Origin of the sequence: Sphingomonas sp. Leaf5 (assembly GCF_001421155.1) — a bacterium.
Classification (GTDB): domain Bacteria; phylum Pseudomonadota; class Alphaproteobacteria; order Sphingomonadales; family Sphingomonadaceae; genus Sphingomonas.
This window is the reverse complement of record NZ_LMJZ01000022.1, coordinates 165850-186615: the sequence shown is the minus strand read 5'-3', so window position 1 is coordinate 186615 and position 20766 is coordinate 165850. Positions and strand designations below refer to the sequence as shown.

The window sequence follows — 20766 nt, the reverse complement described above, 5'->3', positions numbered from 1 at the left end:
CTTACATCCGGTTGCGGACGGCCTGTTCGACCTGCGCATTGTCGTCGTCGTCGGCCTTCTCGGCGGCGTCCTCGCCCATGTCGCGGACGTTCTCGGCCTGCGCTTCCAGTGCGTCCTCGACCTGCTCGTTGCTGGTCAGGTCGGCCTGGTCTTCCAGCGCGTCCGCCCTGTTCTCGGTCATCGCCTCGATATTGTCGGCGGCCTTGTCGTCGGCATTGCCGCCGCAGGCACCCAGCAGCATCAACGTGGCCAGGCCGGTCGCCGTCATCATCTTCTTCATCTGTAACCCCTTGAAGTCGGTCCCGCCGGGCTGGCGGTCGGCCGCATCAATCGTCGACGGGGACGGATGGTTCCGGCATCGTATCGAGTTCGGGCAGCGACCAGTCGATCGTCCCCCGGCCATGCTCGGCCAGAAACGCATTGGCCTGGCTGAACGGACGACTGCCGAACCAGCCGCTATGCGCCGACAAGGGGGAGGGGTGACGCGCGCGCAGCACGAGGTGGCGACCCCCTGCGCCCACGTCGCGGACGAACGCGGCCTTCTTCTGGGCATGTGCGCCCCATAGCAGGAACACGGTCGGTTCCGCCCGGTCGGCGACGGCATGGACGACGGCGTCGGTGAACGCCTCCCACCCGCGCCCGGCATGCGATGCGGCATGGTGCTGCTCGACGGTCAGCACGGTGTTGAGCAGCAGCACCCCCTGCCGCGCCCAATGCTCCAGAAACCCGTGCGCGGGCGGCGTCAGGCCCAGATCGGTCTGCAATTCCTTAAAGATGTTGCGCAGCGACGGTGGCACCGCGACGCCCGGCCGGACCGAAAAGGACAGGCCATGCGCCTGTCCCGGCCCGTGATACGGGTCCTGCCCCAGAATGACGACCCGGACCTGATCCAGCGGGGTCAGCGCCAGCGCCGCGAACCAGTCGCGCGAATGCGGCAGGATGCGTTTGCCGGCCGCCTTCTCGCCTTTCAGGAAATCGCGCAGGCGCGCCATCGTGTCGCTGGCCAGCAGGGGCCCAAGCGCCGGTTCCCAACTGGGATCGATCCCGGCGATCATGTCCGCTTGCGGACGAACTCGGCGCGCAGCACCAACCCCTTGATCCCGTCGAACTTGCAGTCGATCTCCTGCGCATCGCCAGTCAGGCGGATCGACTTGATGAGTGTGCCGCGCTTCAGCGTCTGGCCTGCGCCCTTGACGGTCAGGTCCTTGATGAGCGTCACCTGATCGCCATCGGCCAGCACGTTGCCGACCGCGTCACGCACCACGACCGCGTCGTCGTCGGTCGCGGGTCCCGCCGCCTGCGACGCGGGTACCCATTCGCCGGTCGCCTCGTCATAGATATAGTCGTCGTCGCCCATGCCGTCCCCCTTGCCGCCGCCGGGGTAGCCGAGCGGGCCGGGTCAGAACAAGCCCGGGACCTCGCGCTGCACGGTCGACGGGCGGGCGGGTTGCAGCAGCGTCCGTCCCTCGACCCCGTCGCCGGCGACGCGCAAGCCTTCGCGGGCCGCTGCGGTCGCCGCCGCCGATCCGATCCGCGAACAGCTGCGCCCGGCAAGGAAGTCGAGCGCGCGGGCGACCGACTGTTCGCGCGGGTCGCCCAGCGGATAGTTGATGTCGTCGGTCGCCGAACAGGTGTTGGGCACCACCGATGCGAGGCCATCGAAATAGGCCGCCGAGCGCGCCGAATTCTGCACCGACAGCGCGACGATGCGCAACCGGTCGTCGCACGCCGCCTGGTCGACCGCGATCTGCCCGACCGGCTTGCCATAGGTGTTGGTGCCGATCAGCGCCATGTTGTTGCCGAGATAGGGGACGAAGGCGTTGATGACCAATTCACTGGCCGATGCGGTGCGGCCGGTGCCGATGAACGCGATCTTGGTCGGCGTCACCGACTGTGCGGTCGGCGCGAAGTATTTCGTTTCGTTCTCCGACGATTTCTCGGGACGGAAGGTCGTGTAGCTATAAACCTGGCTGGTCGATTTGCCGCCGCCCAACAGGTCGCCCATCAGATCGGCGACCGAGATCAGCCCGCCGCCATTATAACGGAAATCGATGACGAACTCGGTGATCCCCTGCGCCCGGAAACTGGCGAAGGCGTCGCGCAGCGGCTGGTTGGCGGTGGTGATGAACGTGCGCAGGTTGATATACCCGACCTTCTTGCCGCCATCGGTCAGCACCTTGGCACCATAGCGGGTCGATACCGGCAGCAGCGCATAGTCGGCCTTGGCGACGGTCTCGGTGCGGGTCGTGCCCTCGGCGGTGCGGAACTCGAACGTGCGCGCGGTGCCAACCGTATCGGGGCCCAGCGCATCGTTCAGGCCGTCGATACCGGTCGCATCGATGATCGCCGATACGCTGCGCAGGCTGCCGCCGCTGGTGCCGATCTGCAGGATCTCGGTCCCGCGATCGATACCGGCGTTCAGCGCCGGCGTCCCTTCGAACGATTCGATGACGAACAGGCGGCGGCCGGTCGTGTCGAGCGCGAAGCGGGTGCCGAAGCCGGCGGTCTCGCCCGCGTCGTAATAGGCGTCTTCCTCGGCGATCGACGTCAGATAGGTGAAGTACCGGTCGCGCCCCTGCGCCCGCGCGGTCGCTGTCAGCGCGTCGACATAGGCGTCGACCGTGGCGTAGGGCGCGGGGCTGAGGCTCGTCGGCAGCGTTTCGGGGAACAGATACCATTCGCGCAGCTGGGCCAGTGCCCAGTCCTGCCGCTCGCGCAGCGAACAGCCCGCCGTGGTGGTAGGGGTCGGTGTCGGCGTGGCGGAGGGCGTCGGGGAAACCCCGCCGCTGCTGCCGCCACCCAGGACGCTGCCGCTTCCGCCCCCGCCTCCGCAGGCCGATAGCATCGCCAATACGCCCAACGCCGCACCGAATCCTGCCCGCACTACGCGCACTCCATACTGTCGCGACAGCCTAGGCTACGTACCGGCGAAGGGAAGGGGGTTTCGCCGGTGCGCTAACGTACTGGTTCGGTTCAGTTCCCCTTCATCGCCTCCAGCAGGCGCTTGACCTCCTGCGAACGTCCGCGCGGCAGGATCATGACGTCGTTGCCGCTGGCGACGACGATCAGGTCGCTGACCCCGACCATCGCGATCCGCACCCCATCCGACCGGACGAGGCAGCCGCTGGTGTCGACCAGCGTCACGTCGCCGCCGGTGGCATTGTGCGCATCGTCGCGGTCGCTGATCGCGTGCAGCGCGTCCCAACTGCCGACATCGCTCCATCCCATCGCCACCGGTGCCACCGCCACCCGGTCATCGCGCTCCATCACCGCATAGTCGATCGAGTCGGACGGGCTGGCGGCGAACGCCTCGGCTTCGGGGCGGATGCAGATGCCGTCGCGCTGCGCCCGGTCCATCGATCCCTGCGCCGCTTCCAGCATCGTCGGCACAAACCGGCCGATCGCGTCAAGGAACCGGTCGGCGCGGAACAGGAAGATGCCGCCGTTCCACGCATGGTCGCCCGACGCCAGCATCGCCTCCGCCGCATCCAGCGGCGGCTTCTCGACGAAGCGGTCGACACGGTGCACGCCTTCCGCCAACGGCGCGCCGACCTTGATCCAGCCATAGCCGGTCTCGGGCGCGTCGGGGGCGATGCCGAACGTCACCATCCAGCCATCCTCGACCAGCGGGAGCGCACGGTCGATCGCGGCACGAAATGCCTCGAGGTCGAGGATGACATGGTCCGACGGCATCACCAGCAACGGCGCATCGCCGCTGCCCGCCGCGATCGCCGCCAGCGCGATGGCGGGCGCGGTGTTGCGGCCCATCGGTTCGAGGATGATCGCCTGCGGGGTCGAACCGATGGCCGACAGCTGGTCGGCGACCGCATCGGCATGGGCGGCGTTGGCGACGACGATCGGCGCGGCATAGCCTTCGCCCGCAGCCCGGCGCGCGGTCAGCTGCAGCATCGTCTCGGCGGCGGTCAGTGCGAGGAACTGCTTGGGCCGTTCGGGCCGCGACATCGGCCACAGGCGGGTGCCCGCCCCCCCGGACAGAATGACGGGGACGATGGCGGACGAAACGGGCATGGATCGGATCTCCGAACAGGATCAGGCAGGCAAAAAGAGCCCGCCCGGACGGGCAAGCGACTGTTGCGATACAACAACGATGTGACGATGCGTATCCGTCGCGTTCAGTATTTCTTTGCGCTTTCGCGCGATACGGGGTGGGTGTCGGACTGGCTTACACCTGTATCGAGAGCCCGGCGATGATTCGGCTGTTCAAACATTATATTCCGCACGCCGTCTTGCTGCTGGGTCTGCTCGACTTTCTCGTCCTGCTGGTGGCGGCCGAACTCGGCTGGGTCACGCGGGCGATGCAGATCGACATGGCGGTCGAGCCGATCCACACCCGCATCCCGCAATTGCTCAGCTTCGCCGTCTGTCTCGAAACGGCACTGGTCGCGGTCGGCATCTACGGCACCGATGCGCTGCAATCGATCAAGTTCGCCGCGGCGCGGCTGATCGTCGCGGTCGCGGTGGGAGCGATCTTCCTCGCGGTCGTCTTTTTCCTCGCGCCGTCGATCACCTTCTGGCGGTCGAACCTTGCTTACGGGCTGGGCTTCGCGGCGGTGCTGCTGCTGACCTTGCGCATCCTGACCGGTACGCTGTTCGGGGGGCAGGCGTTCAAGCGGCGGGTGATCGTGCTGGGGGCAGGTCCGCGCGCGCAGCGGCTGAAGGATCTCGGCCGGACGCCCGGTGCCGGTTTCGTCGTCGTCGGCTATGTCGCGATGAGCGAGGCGAACCGGGTGATCCCCGAAGCGATCGCCCGCGACGCCATCTACAACCTTGCCGATCACGTCGTGCTGCTCGGCGCATCGGAGGTCGTGCTGGCGCTGGAGGAGCGGCGCAACGCCCTGCCGCTCAAGGACTTGCTGCGCATCCGCACCACCGGCGTCCATGTCAACGAAATCTCGACCTTCCTCGAACGCGAAACGGGTCGCGTCGACCTCGACAGCGTCAGCCCGTCATGGCTGATCTTCTCTGACGGCTTCTCGTCGGGGCGGATGGTGTCGAGCGTGTTCAAGCGGATGTTCGACATCGCCGCCAGCCTGTTGCTGCTGACGCTGACGCTGCCGGTCCTGCTGGTCGCGGCGATCGCGGTGAAGCTCGACAGCCGCGGCCCGGTCTTCTACCGCCAGCGCCGCGTCGGGCTGTACAGCAGCGGCTTCGACATTCCGAAGCTGCGGTCGATGCGCACCGATGCCGAAGCGGCCGGGACCGCGGTCTGGGCCGAAAAGAACGATCCCCGCATCACCCGCATCGGCCGCATCCTGCGCAAGACGCGGATCGACGAGCTGCCGCAGTGCTGGAGCGTGCTGGTCGGCGAGATGAGCTTCGTCGGCCCCCGCCCGGAACGCCCGGAGTTCGTGTCCGCGCTGGAGGACAAGCTGCCTTATTATGCCGAACGGCATATGGTGAAGCCCGGCATCACCGGCTGGGCACAGATCAACTATCCCTATGGCGCATCGATCGACGATGCCCGGCAGAAGCTGGAATACGACCTGTATTATGCCAAGAACTATTCGCCGTTCCTCGACCTGCTGATCCTGTTGCAGACGCTGCGCGTCGTGATCTGGTCGGGCGGGGCGCGGTGATCGCATGCTGATCGGGATCATCGTCTGGGGACATGCGATCGCGGCGCTGCTGTTCGGCGCGCTCGCGTTCTGGACGGTCCGGCGCGGTGCGGTCGATACGGCGCTGCCGGGCGGCTGGCTGGCGCTGGCGCTGGGACTGACCGCGCTGTGGACCTTGTCGGTGGCGGGGATCGGCGATGCGCAGGCGGTATCGCATCTGTTCGCCGGTGCCCGCACGCTCGGCTGGCTGGTGCTGCTGATGGTCGTCCAGCGTCGCGCCGGCCAAGACGATGCGGGGCTGGGCCGCATTCTCGCCTATGCCGCCGTCGCCGCCGTCGATATCGCGCAGCTCGTGCTCGACCTGGCCGGCGCGACCATGCCAGGGTCGCAGGCGGCGGCGATGATCGGCGCGGTATCGACGGTGCTCGGCGCACTGGCGGCCCTCGGCGCGCTGCTGCTGCTCCATGATCTCTTCCCGATGGCGGCATCGGCGGCGACGCGGATGGTGCTGGTCGCGGCCGGCGCATTCTGGCTGATCGACGTCAATCTGTGCATCGCCGCCTATCTGGTCGGGCAGGCCCCGGCCGAACTGATCGCGGCGCGCGGCGTCGCCCTGGCGGCGATGGCGCTGCTGGTCGCACTGGCGCTGTCGCGGCCGGGGAGTGGCGGGGTGCAACTGTCGCGCGTCGCGACCTTCCACACCCTGTCGGTGCTGGGGCTGATGGCGTATTTCGCGGTGACGATCATGGCGATCAGCCTGATCGCGGCGCTGGGTGGCGACCATGTCCGGATCGGCCAGACCGCATTCGTGTTCGGATCGACCGTCGCGGTGCTGACCGCAGCCTCGTCGGGTTGGCTGCGGGCATGGATCAAGGTCAAGCTGGTCAAGCACCTGTTTACTCACCGCTACGACTATCGTTCCGAATGGACCCGCTTCACCGAAACGCTGGGCGAGCCCAAGGGTGGCGCGCCGCTCGACGAACGGCTGGTGAAGGCGGTGGCCGACCTGACCGACTCGCCCGCCGGCCTGCTGCTGGTCGCGGAAGGCGACGGGCTGGCGGTCGGCGCATCGTGGCGTTGGGAGGGTGACGCGCTGGGCACCGCCACCGACGGCATGGCGCTTGCCGGGCATCTGCGCGCGACCGGCCGCATCCTCGAACTCGATCCGCTGCGCGACCAGCCCGATTGCGCGGACGGGGCGGCCGTGCCCGGGGCAATGCTGGTGCATGGCGACGCGTGGGTGGTCGTTCCCCTGCCGCATCTCGGCCGGCTGACCGGCGCGATCCTGCTCGCGCGGCCGCTGCTTGCCCGCGCGCTCGATTGGGAGGATTTCGACCTGCTGCGCATCGCCGGGCGACAGGTGGCAAGCTATCTGGCCGAGGAGCGCGCCCAGTCGGCACTGGCCGAAGCGCGCCGGTTCGAGGAGTTCAACCGCCGCTTCGCCTTCATCCTGCACGACGTGAAGAACATCGTCAGCCAGCTGAGCCTCGTCGCGCGCAACGCCGTCCGTCATGCCGACAATCCCGATTTCCGAGCCGACATGGTCGCGACGCTGAACGAATCCGCCACGCGGATGAACGACCTGCTCGCCCGCCTGTCCGAACGCGAACCCGCGCGTGGCGAGGCGCTGCGCCCGGTCGCGCTGGCCAGCATCGCGGCGGGATCGGCCGCGCGCTTCCGTGCGCGCGGGGCAGTCGCGGTCGAGGGGCCGGCGACGCTGTGCGCCTCGGCCGATCCGGCACGGTTGCAGCAGGTGATCGACCATCTGGTCCACAATGCCCTCGACGCAGGCGGCAGCGATCCGGTCCGCATCGTGCTGGGCGATGCGGGCGACCGGGTGTGGGTCGACGTGATCGACACCGGCATCGGCATGACCCGGCAGTTCATTCGCGACGAACTCTTCCGTCCGTTCGTCTCGTCGAAGCCGTCGGGCTTCGGCATCGGTGCGTTCGAGGCGCGCCAACTCGCGGTCGCGATGGGCGGCCATATCGCTGTCGACAGCCAGCCGGGACGGGGATCGCGCTTTCGCGTCACCCTGGCGGCGGCGCATCCGATGCTGGAGCAAGCGGCATGACAAGCCGGAAATGCCTGTTGATCGTGGAGGACGATGCCGGGCTGCAACGCCAGTTGCGCTGGGCCTATGAAGGCTATGACATCGTCGTCGCCGGAGACCGTGACGCGGCGATCGCGGCGGTGCGTGCCGAGGAACCGCAGGTCGTGACGCTCGACCTCGGCCTGCCGCCCGATCCCGATGGCGTGACCGAAGGCTTTGCGACGATGGAGGCCATCCTCGCCATCAAGCCCGATACCAAGATCGTCGTCGCCAGCGGCCATGGCGACCGGGCGAGCGCATTGCGCGCCATCGATCTGGGCGCATGGGATTTCTATGCGAAGCCGATCGACATCGACGCACTGGGCCTGATCGTCGCGCGCGCCTTCCACGTCCATGCGCTGGAGGCGGAGAACCGTCGTCTCGCCGACCGGATCGAGGGGCAGGCGGTGCTGGGCGGCATGATTACCGCCGCGCCCGAAATGCTGAAGGTGACGCGCACGATCGAGCGCGTCGCGCCGGCCGATGTGTCGGTGATGCTGCTCGGCGCGTCGGGCACCGGCAAGGAATTGCTGGCGCGTGGTGTGCACGACGCATCGCGGCGCAAACGCGGCAATTTCATCGCCATCAACTGCGCCGCCATCCCCGAAACGCTGCTCGAAAGCGAGCTGTTCGGGCATGAGAAGGGCGCGTTCACCGGCGCGGTGAAGACGACCGAGGGCAAGATCGAACAGGCGGCGGGCGGCACGCTGTTCCTCGACGAGATCGGCGATGTGCCGCTTGCCCTGCAGGTCAAGCTGCTGCGCTTCCTGCAGGAACGGGTGATCGAACGGATCGGCGGGCGGAAAGCGATTCCGGTCGACACGCGGATCGTGTGCGCGACGCATCAGGATATCGATGCGATGGTCGCCGATGGCCGGTTCCGCGAGGACCTGTATTACCGGCTGGCCGAGATCGTGGTGCGCATCCCGTCGCTGTCGCAGCGACCCGGCGATCCCGCGCTGCTCGCACGCCATTTCCTCGACCGCCATGCCGCGCAGATGGGGCTGGGGGTGAAGCGTTTCGCCCCCGACGCGCTGGCGGCGATCGAGGCATGGGGCTGGCCGGGCAATGTCCGCGAGCTGGAAAACCGGGTGAAGCGCGCGGCGATCATGGCCGATGGCAAGGCGGTGACCGCTGCCGATCTCGACCTCGGCACCGCGCAGGCGCTGTCGGGACCGATCAATCTGAAGGCGGTACGCGAGGCGGCGGACCGATCGGCGATCCGGTCGGCGCTGGCACAGGCGCAGGGCAATATCTCGGGCACGGCGCGGCTGCTGGGGATCAGTCGCCCGACGCTCTACGATCTGATGAAAAGCTATGACCTGCAACCCTGATCGATCGATCCGCGCGCTGCTCGGCATGGGTGGGCTGGCGATCGTGGCGGGGATGCTCGCCACGATCGGCGGGGCGCTGCCCGCCCGCGCCGATGCCGCCGATGCCCGGACCCGACTGGCGCAGGCGCTGACGCACTATGAAGCCGGGCACTGGACGCAGGCGCGTGAAGCGGCACAGGCGGCGACGGCCGCCGACCCGAAATGGGGACTGGCGCAGGCGGTGCTGGCGCGCACCCATCTGGTGCTGGGCGAGGGCGTCGCGGCACAGGGTGCGATCGACCGGGCGGTGGCCGACGGCTTCGATCCCCAGCGCATCCATCAGCTGCGCGCCCATGCCCGGCTGCTACAGGGCGATGCGGCCGGCGCGGTGACCGAGGCGGACAAGACTCCGGCGCGCTATCGCCCCTATGCCGACCGCATCCGTGCACAGGCGGTCGCGGCGGGCGGGAACGTCGCCGCCGGGCTGAACGCGCTGGAGGCGATCGTCGCGCGCGCGCCGCAGGACGCGGCTGCATGGGTCGCGCTCGGACAGATACGGATGAGCGCGGGCGACATGGTCGGCGCGGTCAACGCCGCTGCGGCGGCAGTTCGCGCCGAACCCTCGTCGCCCGACGCGCTGCGCTTGCGCGCCGAAACGGTGCGCGTCCAATATGGACTGGTCGCGGCACTGCCCTGGTTCGAAGCGGCGCTGAAGCGCGATCCCTATGGTTATGACACGCTGATCGAATATGCCGCGACGCTCGGCGATGCCGGCCGCGCGAGCGCGATGCTGGACGCGGTGCGGCGGGCGATGGCGGTCCGGCCGGGCAGCGCACAGGGCTATTATCTGCAGGCGGTGCTGGCGGCGCGGGCAGGCGATTACGACACCGCGCGCAGCATCCTCGACAAGACCGGGCGCGGTGTCGCCGGCGTGCCCGGCGCATTGCTGCTGAGCGGCTCGATCGATCTGGCGCAGGGCAATGAGGGGCAGGCGGCGGTCGCGCTGCGCGAACTGGTCGCGCGGCAGCCGACCAACGTCACCGCGCGCAAGCTGCTGGCGCTGGCACTGCTCAAGAGCAATGCCGCACAGGACGCGCTCGACTATATCCGACCGGCAGCGGTGCGGGGCGATGCCGACAGCTATACGCTGACGCTGGCGGCGCGGGCGATGGAGCGGCTGGGCGACCGCGCCGGGGCGGCGGCGATGCTCGATCGCGCCGCGTCGCCGGGACGCGGCCGCTCGACCGCCTTCGTCCCCGACGAGGATCTGGCGATGCTGGCGGAGGATGCGCGGCTGACGCCCGGCGATCCGGCGGCGGCGGTCCCCTATATCCGGGCGCTGGCGGCGGCCGGCAGGAACGTTGAAGCGGTCGCGTCGGCGCAGCGGGTGGCGGTGGCCAATCCCGGCGCGCCCGCCGCGCAACTGGTGCTGGGCGATACGCTGTCCGCCGCCGGGCGGATGGGCGAGGCGGCCGATGCCTATGCGCGCGCCGCCGCGACCCGGTTCGACGAAGCGACGATGCTGCGGCTGGTCGATGCCCGCGACCGCGCCGGACAGCGCCCGCAGGCCAGCGCCACACTGTCGCTCTATCTGGCGCAGAACCCCGCAAGCGTCGCCGCACTCCGGCTGGCGGGGCAGTGGCAGGCGGCCGCCGGGGACGACGACGCGGCGATCGAAACGCTCGAACGGTTGCGCGCGCTGGTCGGTGACGGTGATGCGGCGGTGCTGGCGGAACTGGCTAATGCCTATGCCGGTGCCGGGCAGGCGGGGATCGCGCAGGACTATGCCGCCGCCGCCTATCGCATCGCGCCGGCCAATCCGCTGGTGGCGGATGCACTCGGCTGGGCATTGTTCGCGAACGACAATATCGGTGCGGCGATCCCGGTAATGGCAAAGGCGGTGCGGATCGCACCGGCCCATGCCGGCATCCGGTGGCACATGGCACAGATCGCCGCCGCCGCCGGGGATCGCGCCGTCGCAGCCGCCAATGCGCGCGCGGCGCTGGCGGACAGGGGCTTTGCCGACCGTGCGGCGGCACAGGCGTTGATCGCGCCCTAGTCGCTGGCTAGGGCGGCGACATGACCGATCCGCTCCTTCGCATCGCCGCCGCGCTCGAACGCCTGTCGCCACCGCCGCCGCCCGCCGCCGATCTGCTGGCGCATCCGGCCTATGGCTGGGACGGCGCGGTGCTGTCGGCGGCGCGAGGGTTCCGCCCCTTGCCGATCGAGCGGCTGGTCGGGATCGAGGCGCAACGCGACGCGCTGACCGCCAATCTCGACCGGCTTTCCAAGGGGGCGGCGGCGCATGACGTGCTGCTATGGGGTGCGCGCGGCACCGGCAAGTCGGCACTGGTCAAGGCTGCGGTCGGACAGGTGCAGGCGGGCGGGGGCCGGCTGGCACTGGTCGAGGCACCGGCGAACGCGCTCGCCAAACTGCCCGCGCTGTTCGCGCTGTTGGCATCGGTCGAGCGCGCGTTCGTGGTGTTCGTCGACGATCTCGGCTTCGACACCCCTGCCGATGGCCGTGCGCTGCGATCGTTACTGGAGGGTGGCGCGGAAGGGCGGCCGTCCAATGTCCGGCTGATCGTCACCGCCAACCGCCGTCATTTGGTGCCCCGCGATTTGAAGGAGCAGGATAGCGCGATCAACCCGCGCGATGGCATCGACGATGCGCTGGCGCTGGCCGACCGGTTCGGCCTGTCGCTCGGCTTCCATGTCGTCGATCAGGACCATTATGTCGCGATCGTCGAGCGGTACTGCGCGGCGTACGACCTGCCGTTCGACGGGCAGGAAGCGATCAACTGGGCGACGAAGCGCGGGAGCCGGTCGGGGCGGGTCGCATGGCAATATGTGACGGAGCTGGCCGGGCGGCACGGGAAGGCCGTCTAGATCCTCCCGTGCCGGGGAGGAGTTAAGCCTCCGCCATTTCCGCCAGCGCCAGCCAACGCTCCTCCGCCGCATCCTTTTCCGCCCGCGCCTTGTCGATCTGCGCGTTCAGCGCCGCGAACCGCTTCGGGTCCTTGGTGTACAGCGCCGGATCGGCCAGCAGCGCTTCGTCGCGTTCGATCGCCGCTTCCAGTTCCTCGATCCGCTTGGGCAGGATGTCGAGGTCGCGCTGGTCCTTGTAGCTCATCTTCGACGATTTCGGTTTGGCCGGCGTGGCCTCGACCGGCTTCGTCTTGGCCTTCGCCGCGCTCCGTTCGCGACGCTTGGCGACCCAGTCGGCATAGCCGCCCGGCACGACATCGACATGCCCGCTGCCGTCCATGCCCAGCGTCACCGTCACCGTCCGGTCGAGAAAGTCGCGATCGTGGCTGACGATCAGCACGGTCCCGGCATAGTCGCCGATCACCTCCTGCAACAGATCGAGCGTTTCGAGGTCGAGATCGTTGGTCGGTTCGTCGAGCACCAGCAGGTTCGACGGCCGCGCAAATTCGCGCGCCAGCAGCAGCCGCGACCGCTCGCCACCCGACAGCGTGCCGATCCGCGCCTCGGCAATCGACGGATCGAACAGGAATTCTTTCAGATAGCCATGGACGTGCTTCTTGGACCCATTGACCTCGATCCAGTCGCCACCATCGGCCAGCACGTCGCGGACACGTTTTTCCGGAGCCATGAGCTTGCGCTGCTGATCGATCACGATCCCGTCCAGCGTCTGTGCCCGCATGATCTTGCCCGAATCGGGGTCGAGGTCGCCGGTCAACAGCCGCAGCAACGTGGTCTTGCCCGCACCGTTGCCGCCGACGATGCCGATCCGGTCGCCGCGCCGGACGCGGAGCGAAAAGTCCTTCAGCACCGTGCGGTCGCCGAACGCCTTGGTCACATGCTCGGCGTCGATCACCACCTTGGTCTTGGTATCGTCAGCCTCGACCTGCAGCTTGGCGGTGCCCTGCGGCCCCTGCATCGCCGCGCGCTGCGCCCGCAATTCATGCAGCTTTTCGAGGCGACCCATGTTGCGCTTGCGCCGCGCGGTGACGCCGCGGTGGAGCCAATGCTCCTCGATCTTCAGCTTGGCGTCGAGCCGCTGCGCCGCGCGTTCCTCTTCGGCGGCGGCCTGTTCCATCCACGCTTCGAACCCGCCGAACCCGATCTCCGCCCGGCGGATGCCGCCGCGATCGAGCCACAGCGTCGACTTGGTCAGCCGCGTCAGGAAGGTCCGGTCGTGGCTGATCACGATGAACGCGCCGTTGAAACGGTTCAGCCATTCCTCCAGCCATTCGATCGCCGACAGGTCGAGATGGTTGGTCGGTTCGTCGAGCAGCAGCACATCCGGGTTCTCGGCCAGCGCGCGCGCGATCGCCGCCCGCCGCCGCTCGCCGCCCGATGCGGTCGCCGCCTCGCGGTTCAGGTCGATACCGAGCTGGTCGGCGATCGCGTCGACCTCATGCTCGGCCGGCGCACGCGGTCCGCGCAGCGCGAAATCGCGCAGCGTCGCATAGCCGTCGACCTGCGGGTCCTGTTCCAGCAGCACGACATGCGTACCCGGCACGATCGTCCGCCGGCCCTCATCGGCATCGACCGCACCGGCGATCAGCTTCAGCAGCGTCGTCTTGCCGGCCCCGTTGCGCCCGATTAGCGCCAGCCGGTCCCGGGTGCCGACATGGATGTCGAGGCCGCGAAACAGCCAGCCATTGCCCTGGATCAATCCAAGGCCCTCATAGGACAATATCGGTGCAGCCATGTGTGGCAGGTAAGCCGCAGTTGCGAACGAAGCAAGTTACGCCAGCCTGTCTGCCCTATTCACGGGCTGTTCAAGGCGTTGCCCCTATGCCACGCCCCATGGTGATGGTCGTTCGGTTCCTTGCCCTGGGATTGCTGGCGGTGTCGGGTGTCGCGCAGGCGACGGCCGACCAGCGGCTGCGCGATCACCGCGCGGCGCAGGCTGCCCGCGAAGAGGGGCGCATCCTGCCGATGCGCGAGATCGAACGCCGGGTCGTGCCGCAGATGCGCGGCGCGCAATATCTCGGTTTCGACTATGATCCGGCGACCGGCATTTACACGCTCAAATTCCTGCGCGATGGCGCGGTGATCTGGGTCGATGTCGATGCCCGTACCGGTCAGATCACCGGCCGTAGTCGTTAAATCAAAAAAGGGGAGAGAAGCCGATGCGCGTCCTGATCGTCGAGGACGAACCCAATCTCGGCCGCCAGCTGCGTAGCACGCTGGAGGGTGCGGGCTATGCCGTCGATCTCGCCACCGATGGCGAGGAGGGACATTTCCTCGGGTCGACCGAGACCTATGACGCGATCATCCTCGACCTTGGCCTGCCCGAGATCGACGGGCTGACCGTGCTCGATCGCTGGCGCAAGGAAGGCCGCAGCGCGCCGGTGCTGGTGCTGACCGCGCGCGACAGCTGGTCGGACAAGGTCGCCGGGCTGGACGCGGGGGCCGACGATTATGTCGCCAAGCCGTTCCAGACCGAGGAACTGATCGCCCGGCTGCGCGCGCTGATCCGGCGCGCGTCGGGCAATGCATCGGCCGAACTGACCGCGGGCGACATCCGTCTCGACACCCGGTCGGGCAAGGTCACGCGCGCCGGCGAACCGGTGAAGCTGACCGCGCAGGAATACAAGCTGCTCAGCTACCTGCTCCATCACAAGGGCAAGGTGGTCAGCCGCACCGAATTGATCGAGCATATCTACGATCAGGATTTCGATCGCGATTCGAACACGATCGAAGTGTTCGTGACGCGTATTCGAAAGAAGCTGGGGGCCGACGTCATCACGACGATCCGCGGGCTCGGCTACAGCCTCGACGAACCGGGCGCGCCGAAGCCGGCGGGCGCGGAGGACTGAAGGCACACGCGATGGCGACCGGTGCCGACCCTGTCCCCCGCGCGCCGGCACCGCGTCCCTATGTCCGGGTGACGGGGTCGCTGTCGCGGCGGATGATCGTCGTCGCGGCGCTGTGGATCATGCTGCTGCTCGCCGGCGGCGGCTTCGCGCTCGACCGGGTGCTGGTATCGGCGGTGACCAGCAACACCGACGATGGTCTGGAATATCTGCTCAATTCGCTGATCGTGTCGGCGGAGATCGACACCAGCGGAGAGGTGACGTTCAACCGGCAATTGTCCGATCAGCGTTTCCTCGAACCCTATTCGGGGCTGTATTGGCAGGTGAGCGGACCGGGGCACGAGACGTGGCCGTCGCGCTCGCTATGGGATCGCAAGCTGCCGGTCGACCGCAGCCACCGCTATACCGATATCCGGGTGTACGACGCCAAACCGTTCCCGGAACAGGAACTGCGGATCGTCGAGCGTGACCTGACGCTACCCGGATCGCCGACCGTCTGGCGGTTTCAGGTCGCCGAGTCGCGCGACGTGCTGAACGACCTGATCGCCGCGCTGCGCAAGACGCTGGTGCGGTCGTTCGCGTTGCTGGGGCTGGGGCTGATCGTCATGGCGGCGCTCCAGACCTGGTATGGTCTGCTCCCCCTGCGATCGGTGCGCGACGCGATCGCGCGGCTGCGTGCGGGACAATCGGCACGGGTCGAGGGTTCAATGCCCGCCGAGGTCGCGCCGCTGGTCGAGGAACTGAACGCGCTGGTCGAACATAACGACCGGCAGGCGGAGGAAGCGCGGCGACACGCCGGCAACCTCGCCCATGCGCTGAAAACGCCGCTGACCGTCATCATGAACGCTGCGGCCGCCGGGCAGGACGATCTGGCCGACACCGTCATCCGCGAGGCGCGGACGATGCGGCGACAGGTCGATCATCACCTCGCCCGTGCCCGCGCGGTCGGGCGGCGCGGATCGGCGCATAGCCGCGCGGAAGTATGGACGTCGGTCGAGGCGGTCGAGCGTGCCGTCGCCCGGCTCTATCCCAATGTCCGCATCGATATCGACGGGCAGAAGGATCTGGTCGCGCGGATCGAGCGGCAGGATCTCGACGAGATCCTCGGCAATCTGGTCGAGAACGCCGCCAAATATGGCGGGGGCAGCGTGTTCATGACGGTGCGCGCCGATGCCGGCTTCGTCGAGCTTCTGGTCGAGGACGACGGGCGCGGCATCCCGGAAGCGGACCGGCTGCGCATCTTCGATCGCGGCGTCCGGCTTGATTCGGGCAAACCGGGCACCGGCCTCGGCCTCGCCATCGTCCGCGACGTGGCCGAGATCTACGAGGGCACCGCTTCCCTCGAAGAGAGCGAGGATCTGGGCGGGCTGCTGGTCAGGTTGCGGCTGCCCGCGGCCTGAAGGGCGCGCATCGCTTCTGCCGCGATCGTCACGCTGCGCCTGCGCGCCGCCGGTTCGAACATCGCGCCGGTGATGACGACCTCATCGACCTGCGTCCGATCGATGAACCTAGCCAGCCCGGCACGTACCGTTTCCGGTCCGCCGATCGCCGAGCATTCGAGCACATGGTCGAGGATCGCATTGCCCTGCGCGCCGATCCGCTCGCGATAGCCGGCGACGGGCGGCGGCAGTTCGATCGGCTGACCGGTTCGGATCGCCACGAACATCTGTTCGGTCGAACTGGCAAGCAACCGCGCCTCCTCGTCGGTATCGGCCGCGAGCACGTTGAACGCCGCTGCGGCATAGGGTTTGTCGAGCACCGTCGACGGCCGGAAGTTGCGGCGATAGGCGTCGAGTGCCTGATCGAGTGCGGCCGGGGCGAAGTGCGAGGCAAAGGCATAGGGCAGGCCAAGCATCGCCGCGAGTTGCGCCCCGAACAGCGACGATCCGAGAATCCACAGGTCGACCTGCGCCCCCGCGCCCGGCACCGCGCGGATACCGCCCCGGGCGTCATCGGCGAAATAGCGCTGCAACTCGACCACGTCCTGTGGAAAGGCGTTGGGATCGCTGTCGAGCGTTCGGCGCAGCGCCCGTGCGACGATCTGGTCCGATCCCGGTGCGCGGCCGAGGCCAAGGTCAATCCGCCCCGGATGGAGCGCATCCAGCGTGCCGAACTGCTCGGCGATGGTCAGCGGCGCGTGATTGGGCAGCATGATCCCGCCCGCACCGACGCGGATCGCCTTCGTCGCGGCGGCGATATGGCCGATCACCACCGCCGTCGCCGCGCTGGCAATGCCGGGCATGCCGTGATGTTCGGCCACCCAATAGCGGTGATAGCCTTCCGCCTCGGCATGGGCGGCAAGGGCGGCGGCAGCGGCCAGCGCTTCGCCGGGGGTGCCGCCCTGACGGACGGGGACAAGGTCGAGCATCGAATAGCGGGTCATGGGAGATAAATGGGCACTCGGTTGCGGATTGCTACCGAAGCGTTGCTTGGGGCGTGCGGGGAAGAAATTGGTTCGCGCGAAGGCGCGAAGGACGCCGAGGAGTTACGCTCTGGTTCGGCCAATCGCGATTGCGAGACTTTTCGTCTTAAGCATCCATGGAATGAGGCCGCTGGCGCGGGAATGATCGCGCTGCGCGCAACCCCTTTGCGCCCTTAGCGCCCTTTGCGCTTTTGCGCGCATAACCCCTTCTCTTCGTACCTCCGCGCCTTCGCATGAACAATCAATCAGAGCAACAGTTCGCCCTGCATCACCGTGACGCACCGCCCGCGCAGCACCGCGCGTTCGCCGCGGAGCGTGCAGGTCAGATGTCCGCCGCGCGTACTCGCCTGATACGCCGTGAACCGGTCGCGACCCAACCGTTCGGCCCAGAAGGGCGCGAGCGCGGCATGGGCCGATCCGGTCACCGGGTCTTCGTCGACGCCCCAGGCGGGCACGAACACCCGGCTGACGATATCGGCGACGTCGCTCGGCGCGGTGACGATCGCCATCACTTCGCAGGCCGCCAGCGCGGCCATGTCGGGCGCGCAGGCCCGAACGGCGGCGGCATCGGGCAGCAGAATGATGCTGGTCTGCTGCGCGCCGGAGACGCTGGCGAACACCTCCCCGTCGCACCGCAGCGCCGCCAGCAACGCCGCATCGGGCGCTGGCGCGACGCGGGTCACCGGCAGGTCGAGCGTATAGCCATCGCCATCGCGCCCGACGGTCAGCACCCCGGCCTTGCGCGTGGCGAAGCGGACGGCGTCCCGGTCGCCCAGCACGACATGGCCGCTCGCCAGCGTCGCATGGCCGCACATCGCGATCTCGACGGTCGGGGTGAACCAGCGAAGCTCGTAATCCGCCTCACCGCTTGTCGGCACCGCGAACGCCGTTTCCGACAGGTTATGCTCCAGCGCGATCGACTGAAGCAGTGCGTCGTCGGGCCATGCGTCGAGCAGCATCACCGCCGCCGGATTGCCCGCGAACGGCCGATCGGTGAAGGCGTCGACGACGGTGAACGGCATCGCCATCAGTAACTTCCCACGCGCTTGCCGAACCAGTGCGGGGTCACATCGGCTTCGACCAGCGGATTGTCGGTGTCGACATGGCCTTCGGGATCGAGATGGATCAGCACCTCCACCTTGGGGAAGGCGCTGCGCAGCGCGCGTTCGACGCCCTCGACCACGTCGTGCGCGTCGGCGACGGTCATGTCGCGTGCGACCTCCATATGGAATTGCGCGAAATCATGGCTGCCCGAACGGCGCGTGCGGAAGTCGTGAATGCCGCGCAAGCCATCCTGCCGGGCGGCGACGTCGAGGAACGCCCGACGCTCGTCCTCCGGCCATTCCTTGTCCATCAACTGGTCGATCGCCTGACTCGACGCCTGAAACGCGCCCCAGCCAAGCCACAGCGCGATCAGGATGCCCATCACCGGGTCGGCACCCCGGATGTGGAAGACCTGATCGAGCACCATCGCGACGATCACCGCGAGGTTGAGCAGCAAGTCGCTCTGATAATGGACATTGTCGGCGCGGATCGCGACCGATCCGGTGCGGTCGATGATCGATTTCTGATAGGCAAGCAATGCGAAGGTCGCGACCATCGCGATCACCGACACGCCGATGCCGAATTCGACGTCCTGCGTCTCCCCCGGCGCACCGAAGGCGGCAATGGCGCGCCAGGCAATGCCGGCGGCCGACGCGGTGATGAGCATGACCTGAAACAATGCCGCCAGCGCCTCGGCCTTGCCATGGCCGAAGCGGTGGTCATGATCGGCCGGCGTTGCCGCCAGGCGTACGCCGTACAGCGTGACGAGGCTGGCGAGCAGATCGAGCGCGGTGTCGGCAAGGCTGCCGAGCATCGCCACCGATCCGGTATGCCACGCGGCAAAGCCCTTCAGCCCCAGCAGGAACACCGCCATCGTCACCGACGCGATGGCGGCGCGGGTGGCGAGCGGGATCACCCGCTTGCGTTCGGTCTCCGTCATGGGAACAGCAGTCCTTCGCTCCAGCCGCCGTCGACCGCCGTGAAGACGCGGCGTTCGTGGAGCCGGTGGGCGCGATCCTGCCAGAACTCGATCGATACCGGCGTCACGCGATAGCCTCCCCAGAAGGGCGGGCGGGGCACGGCCTGCCCCTCGAACCGATCCGACATTTCGGCAAAGCGCGCTTCGAACGTTTCCCGGTCGGCGAGCGGCCGCGACTGGTCCGATGCCCATGCCCCCAGCTGCGAATCGCGACCGCGCGATGCGAAATAGCCATCCGATTCGGCGTCGGTCGCCAGCGTCACCGGCCCCTCGATCCGGATCTGCCGCCGCAACGATTTCCAATGGAACAGCAGCGCAGCGTTGGGATTGGCGGCTAAATCGGCGGCCTTGCGCCCCTCGCGATTGGTGTAGAACATGAAGCCGTCGGGGCCATGCCCCTTCAACAGCACCATCCGCACCGACGGACGTCCGGCGGCATCGGCAGTGGCGAGCGCCATCGCATTGGGATCGTTCGGCTCGTTGGTTTTGGCTTCGGCGAACCATTGATCGAACAGGGAGAAGGGATCGGTCATGTCCCGCCACATACGCAATTTCGGCGGCGATTTCACCCCGGCGCGGACCGGTGGTGCGGAACGAGTCATTCCCCTGTGAATTGAATCGGTTGGGTAACAATCCGGGAACTCCGACATGGCGGCACGTGCATATTGGCAGGGGCAGATCCGCCTCGCTCTCGTATCGATCCCGGTCGAAATCTATGCTGCGACGAAATCGGGGGCGAGCATCAGCTTTCGCCAGATCCACGAACCCAGTGGCAAGCCGATCCACTACGAAAAATCGGTCACCGGCATCGGCCCGGTCGATCCGGACGAAATCATGAAGGGGTACCAGATCGAGAAGGGCGAATATGTCCTGCTCGATCAGGAGGAGATCGATGCGGTCAAGCTGGAGTCGAAGAAGACGCTGGAGCTGACCCAGTTCGTCGACGCGCACGAGATCGACGTGATCTATTACGAAAAGCCCTATTTCGTGGTGCCCGCCGACGACCTGGCCGAAGAGGCGTTCATCGTCCTGCGTGAAGCGTTGAAGCGCACGAAGAAGGTCGGGCTGGGCCAATTGGCGCTGCGGGGACGCGAATATGTCGTCAGCCTGAAACCCTGCGGGCGCGGGCTGGTGCTCGAAACGTTGCGCTATGCCGACGAGGTCAACCGCGCGCAGGGCTATTTTCGTGACATTCCCGATGCCAAGCCCGACGACGATCTGCTCGACCTTGCCGAGACGCTGATCGCGAAAAAGACCGCGAAGTTCGATCCGCAGGAGTTTCACGACCGCTATGTCGATGCGCTGAAGGATCTGGTCGAACGCAAGGTGAAGGCGAAGGGCCGCAAGATCGTCGACACCACCGAGGAGGAACGGCCGAGCGGCGGCAACGTCGTCGACCTGATGGCCGCGCTCAAGAAGTCGCTCGAAAAGGGAGGCGCGGCGAAGACCGTTGACGACAAGCCCGCACCCAAGAAGCGTGCGACACCAAAGGCCAAGCCGGCTGCCAAGACGACCGCGCGCAAGCCGGCGGCGGCCAAGCGCGCCTGA

At 67.8% G+C, this 20766-nt stretch carries 19 protein-coding genes; 9 read left to right on the top strand and 10 right to left on the bottom strand.

Annotated elements, in window-relative coordinates; all coding sequences use genetic code 11:
* Position 1: 1 nt before the first annotated feature.
* From ASE50_RS15420 to ASE50_RS15400, 5 genes are all read right to left on the bottom strand, one after another.
* Positions 2-280: a hypothetical protein gene (locus tag ASE50_RS15420; protein WP_056402470.1), complete on the bottom strand. Its 279-nt coding sequence runs from the start codon at positions 278-280 to the stop codon at positions 2-4.
* 46 nt (positions 281-326) lie between these two features.
* Complete coding sequence (gene ung / locus ASE50_RS15415) at positions 327-1055, bottom strand: uracil-DNA glycosylase (protein WP_082439055.1); 729 nt, start codon at positions 1053-1055, stop codon at positions 327-329.
* Positions 1052-1357 carry a zinc ribbon domain-containing protein YjdM gene (locus tag ASE50_RS15410; RefSeq protein ID WP_056402467.1) on the bottom strand — a complete coding sequence of 102 codons (306 nt, stop codon included), beginning with the start codon at positions 1355-1357 and terminating at the stop codon, positions 1052-1054. Before ASE50_RS15410 ends, ung begins: the two co-directional genes overlap by 4 nt.
* 42 nt (positions 1358-1399) lie before the next feature.
* Positions 1400-2845 carry a S41 family peptidase gene (locus ASE50_RS15405; RefSeq protein WP_082439054.1) on the bottom strand — a complete coding sequence of 482 codons (1446 nt, stop codon included), beginning with the start codon at positions 2843-2845 and terminating at the stop codon, positions 1400-1402.
* A 128-nt stretch (positions 2846-2973) separates the two neighbouring features.
* Positions 2974-4029 carry a mannose-1-phosphate guanylyltransferase/mannose-6-phosphate isomerase gene (locus ASE50_RS15400; RefSeq protein WP_082439053.1) on the bottom strand — a complete coding sequence of 352 codons (1056 nt, stop codon included), beginning with the start codon at positions 4027-4029 and terminating at the stop codon, positions 2974-2976.
* A gap of 179 nt (positions 4030-4208) precedes the next feature.
* On the opposite strand from ASE50_RS15400, the gene ASE50_RS15395 reads away from it, so the two are divergent.
* From ASE50_RS15395 to ASE50_RS15375, 5 genes are read left to right on the top strand one after another with little or no spacing between them, the layout of a single operon-like run.
* On the top strand, positions 4209-5597 hold the full coding sequence (locus ASE50_RS15395) for a TIGR03013 family XrtA/PEP-CTERM system glycosyltransferase (RefSeq protein WP_055999058.1): 1389 nt from the start codon (positions 4209-4211) through the stop codon (positions 5595-5597).
* A gap of 4 nt (positions 5598-5601) precedes the next feature.
* Positions 5602-7650 (top strand): XrtA/PEP-CTERM system histidine kinase PrsK, encoded by a 2049-nt coding sequence (prsK, locus tag ASE50_RS15390; protein ID WP_056402464.1) that lies wholly within the window; start codon positions 5602-5604, stop codon positions 7648-7650.
* On the top strand, positions 7647-9002 hold the full coding sequence (gene prsR / locus ASE50_RS15385; protein WP_056402461.1) for a PEP-CTERM-box response regulator transcription factor: 1356 nt from the start codon (positions 7647-7649) through the stop codon (positions 9000-9002). Before prsK ends, prsR begins: the two co-directional genes overlap by 4 nt.
* Positions 8986-11040, top strand: coding sequence for a tetratricopeptide repeat protein (locus ASE50_RS15380; protein ID WP_056402458.1), 2055 nt, complete (start codon positions 8986-8988; stop codon positions 11038-11040). Before prsR ends, ASE50_RS15380 begins: the two co-directional genes overlap by 17 nt.
* A gap of 20 nt (positions 11041-11060) precedes the next feature.
* Positions 11061-11870: a DUF815 domain-containing protein gene (locus ASE50_RS15375; RefSeq protein ID WP_056402455.1), complete on the top strand. Its 810-nt coding sequence runs from the start codon at positions 11061-11063 to the stop codon at positions 11868-11870.
* Between the two features lie 22 nt (positions 11871-11892).
* Here the strand turns inward: ASE50_RS15375 and ASE50_RS15370 are convergent, their stop codons facing one another.
* Positions 11893-13662, bottom strand: coding sequence for an ATP-binding cassette domain-containing protein (locus ASE50_RS15370; RefSeq protein WP_056402452.1), 1770 nt, complete (start codon positions 13660-13662; stop codon positions 11893-11895).
* A 98-nt stretch (positions 13663-13760) separates the two neighbouring features.
* On the opposite strand from ASE50_RS15370, the gene ASE50_RS15365 reads away from it, so the two are divergent.
* The 3 genes from ASE50_RS15365 to ASE50_RS15355 are packed head-to-tail and all read left to right on the top strand — an operon-like array spanning position 13761 to position 16173.
* On the top strand, positions 13761-14063 hold the full coding sequence (locus ASE50_RS15365; protein WP_156347495.1) for a hypothetical protein: 303 nt from the start codon (positions 13761-13763) through the stop codon (positions 14061-14063).
* Between the two features lie 23 nt (positions 14064-14086).
* Positions 14087-14776, top strand: a complete 690-nt coding sequence (locus tag ASE50_RS15360; protein ID WP_056402447.1) for a response regulator transcription factor — start codon at positions 14087-14089, stop codon at positions 14774-14776.
* A gap of 11 nt (positions 14777-14787) precedes the next feature.
* On the top strand, positions 14788-16173 hold the full coding sequence (locus ASE50_RS15355; RefSeq protein ID WP_056402444.1) for a sensor histidine kinase: 1386 nt from the start codon (positions 14788-14790) through the stop codon (positions 16171-16173).
* Here ASE50_RS15355 and ASE50_RS15350 read toward each other — a convergent pair.
* The 4 genes from ASE50_RS15350 to pdxH all read right to left on the bottom strand — a co-directional run bounded on the left by ASE50_RS15350 (position 16095) and on the right by pdxH (position 19751).
* Positions 16095-17156: an LLM class flavin-dependent oxidoreductase gene (locus tag ASE50_RS15350; protein ID WP_056402442.1), complete on the bottom strand. Its 1062-nt coding sequence runs from the start codon at positions 17154-17156 to the stop codon at positions 16095-16097. The two genes, ASE50_RS15355 and ASE50_RS15350, sit on opposite strands and share 79 nt — an antisense overlap.
* Positions 17157-17440: 284 nt before the next feature.
* A complete protein-coding gene (locus ASE50_RS15345) occupies positions 17441-18223 on the bottom strand; it encodes a PhzF family phenazine biosynthesis protein (protein WP_414882304.1) in 783 nt (260 codons plus the stop codon).
* Positions 18223-19179, bottom strand: coding sequence for a cation diffusion facilitator family transporter (locus ASE50_RS15340; protein ID WP_056402434.1), 957 nt, complete (start codon positions 19177-19179; stop codon positions 18223-18225). The genes ASE50_RS15345 and ASE50_RS15340 overlap by 1 nt, the downstream gene beginning before the upstream one ends.
* The gene (gene pdxH / locus ASE50_RS15335) at positions 19176-19751 is read right to left on the bottom strand and encodes a pyridoxamine 5'-phosphate oxidase (RefSeq protein ID WP_056402430.1); all 576 of its coding nucleotides are present in this window, start codon (positions 19749-19751) and stop codon (positions 19176-19178) included. The genes ASE50_RS15340 and pdxH overlap by 4 nt, the downstream gene beginning before the upstream one ends.
* 115 nt (positions 19752-19866) lie before the next feature.
* Between pdxH and ASE50_RS15330 the strand changes: the two genes are divergently transcribed.
* Entirely contained in the window at positions 19867-20766 is a 900-nt protein-coding gene (locus tag ASE50_RS15330) for a Ku protein (protein WP_056402427.1), read from the top strand.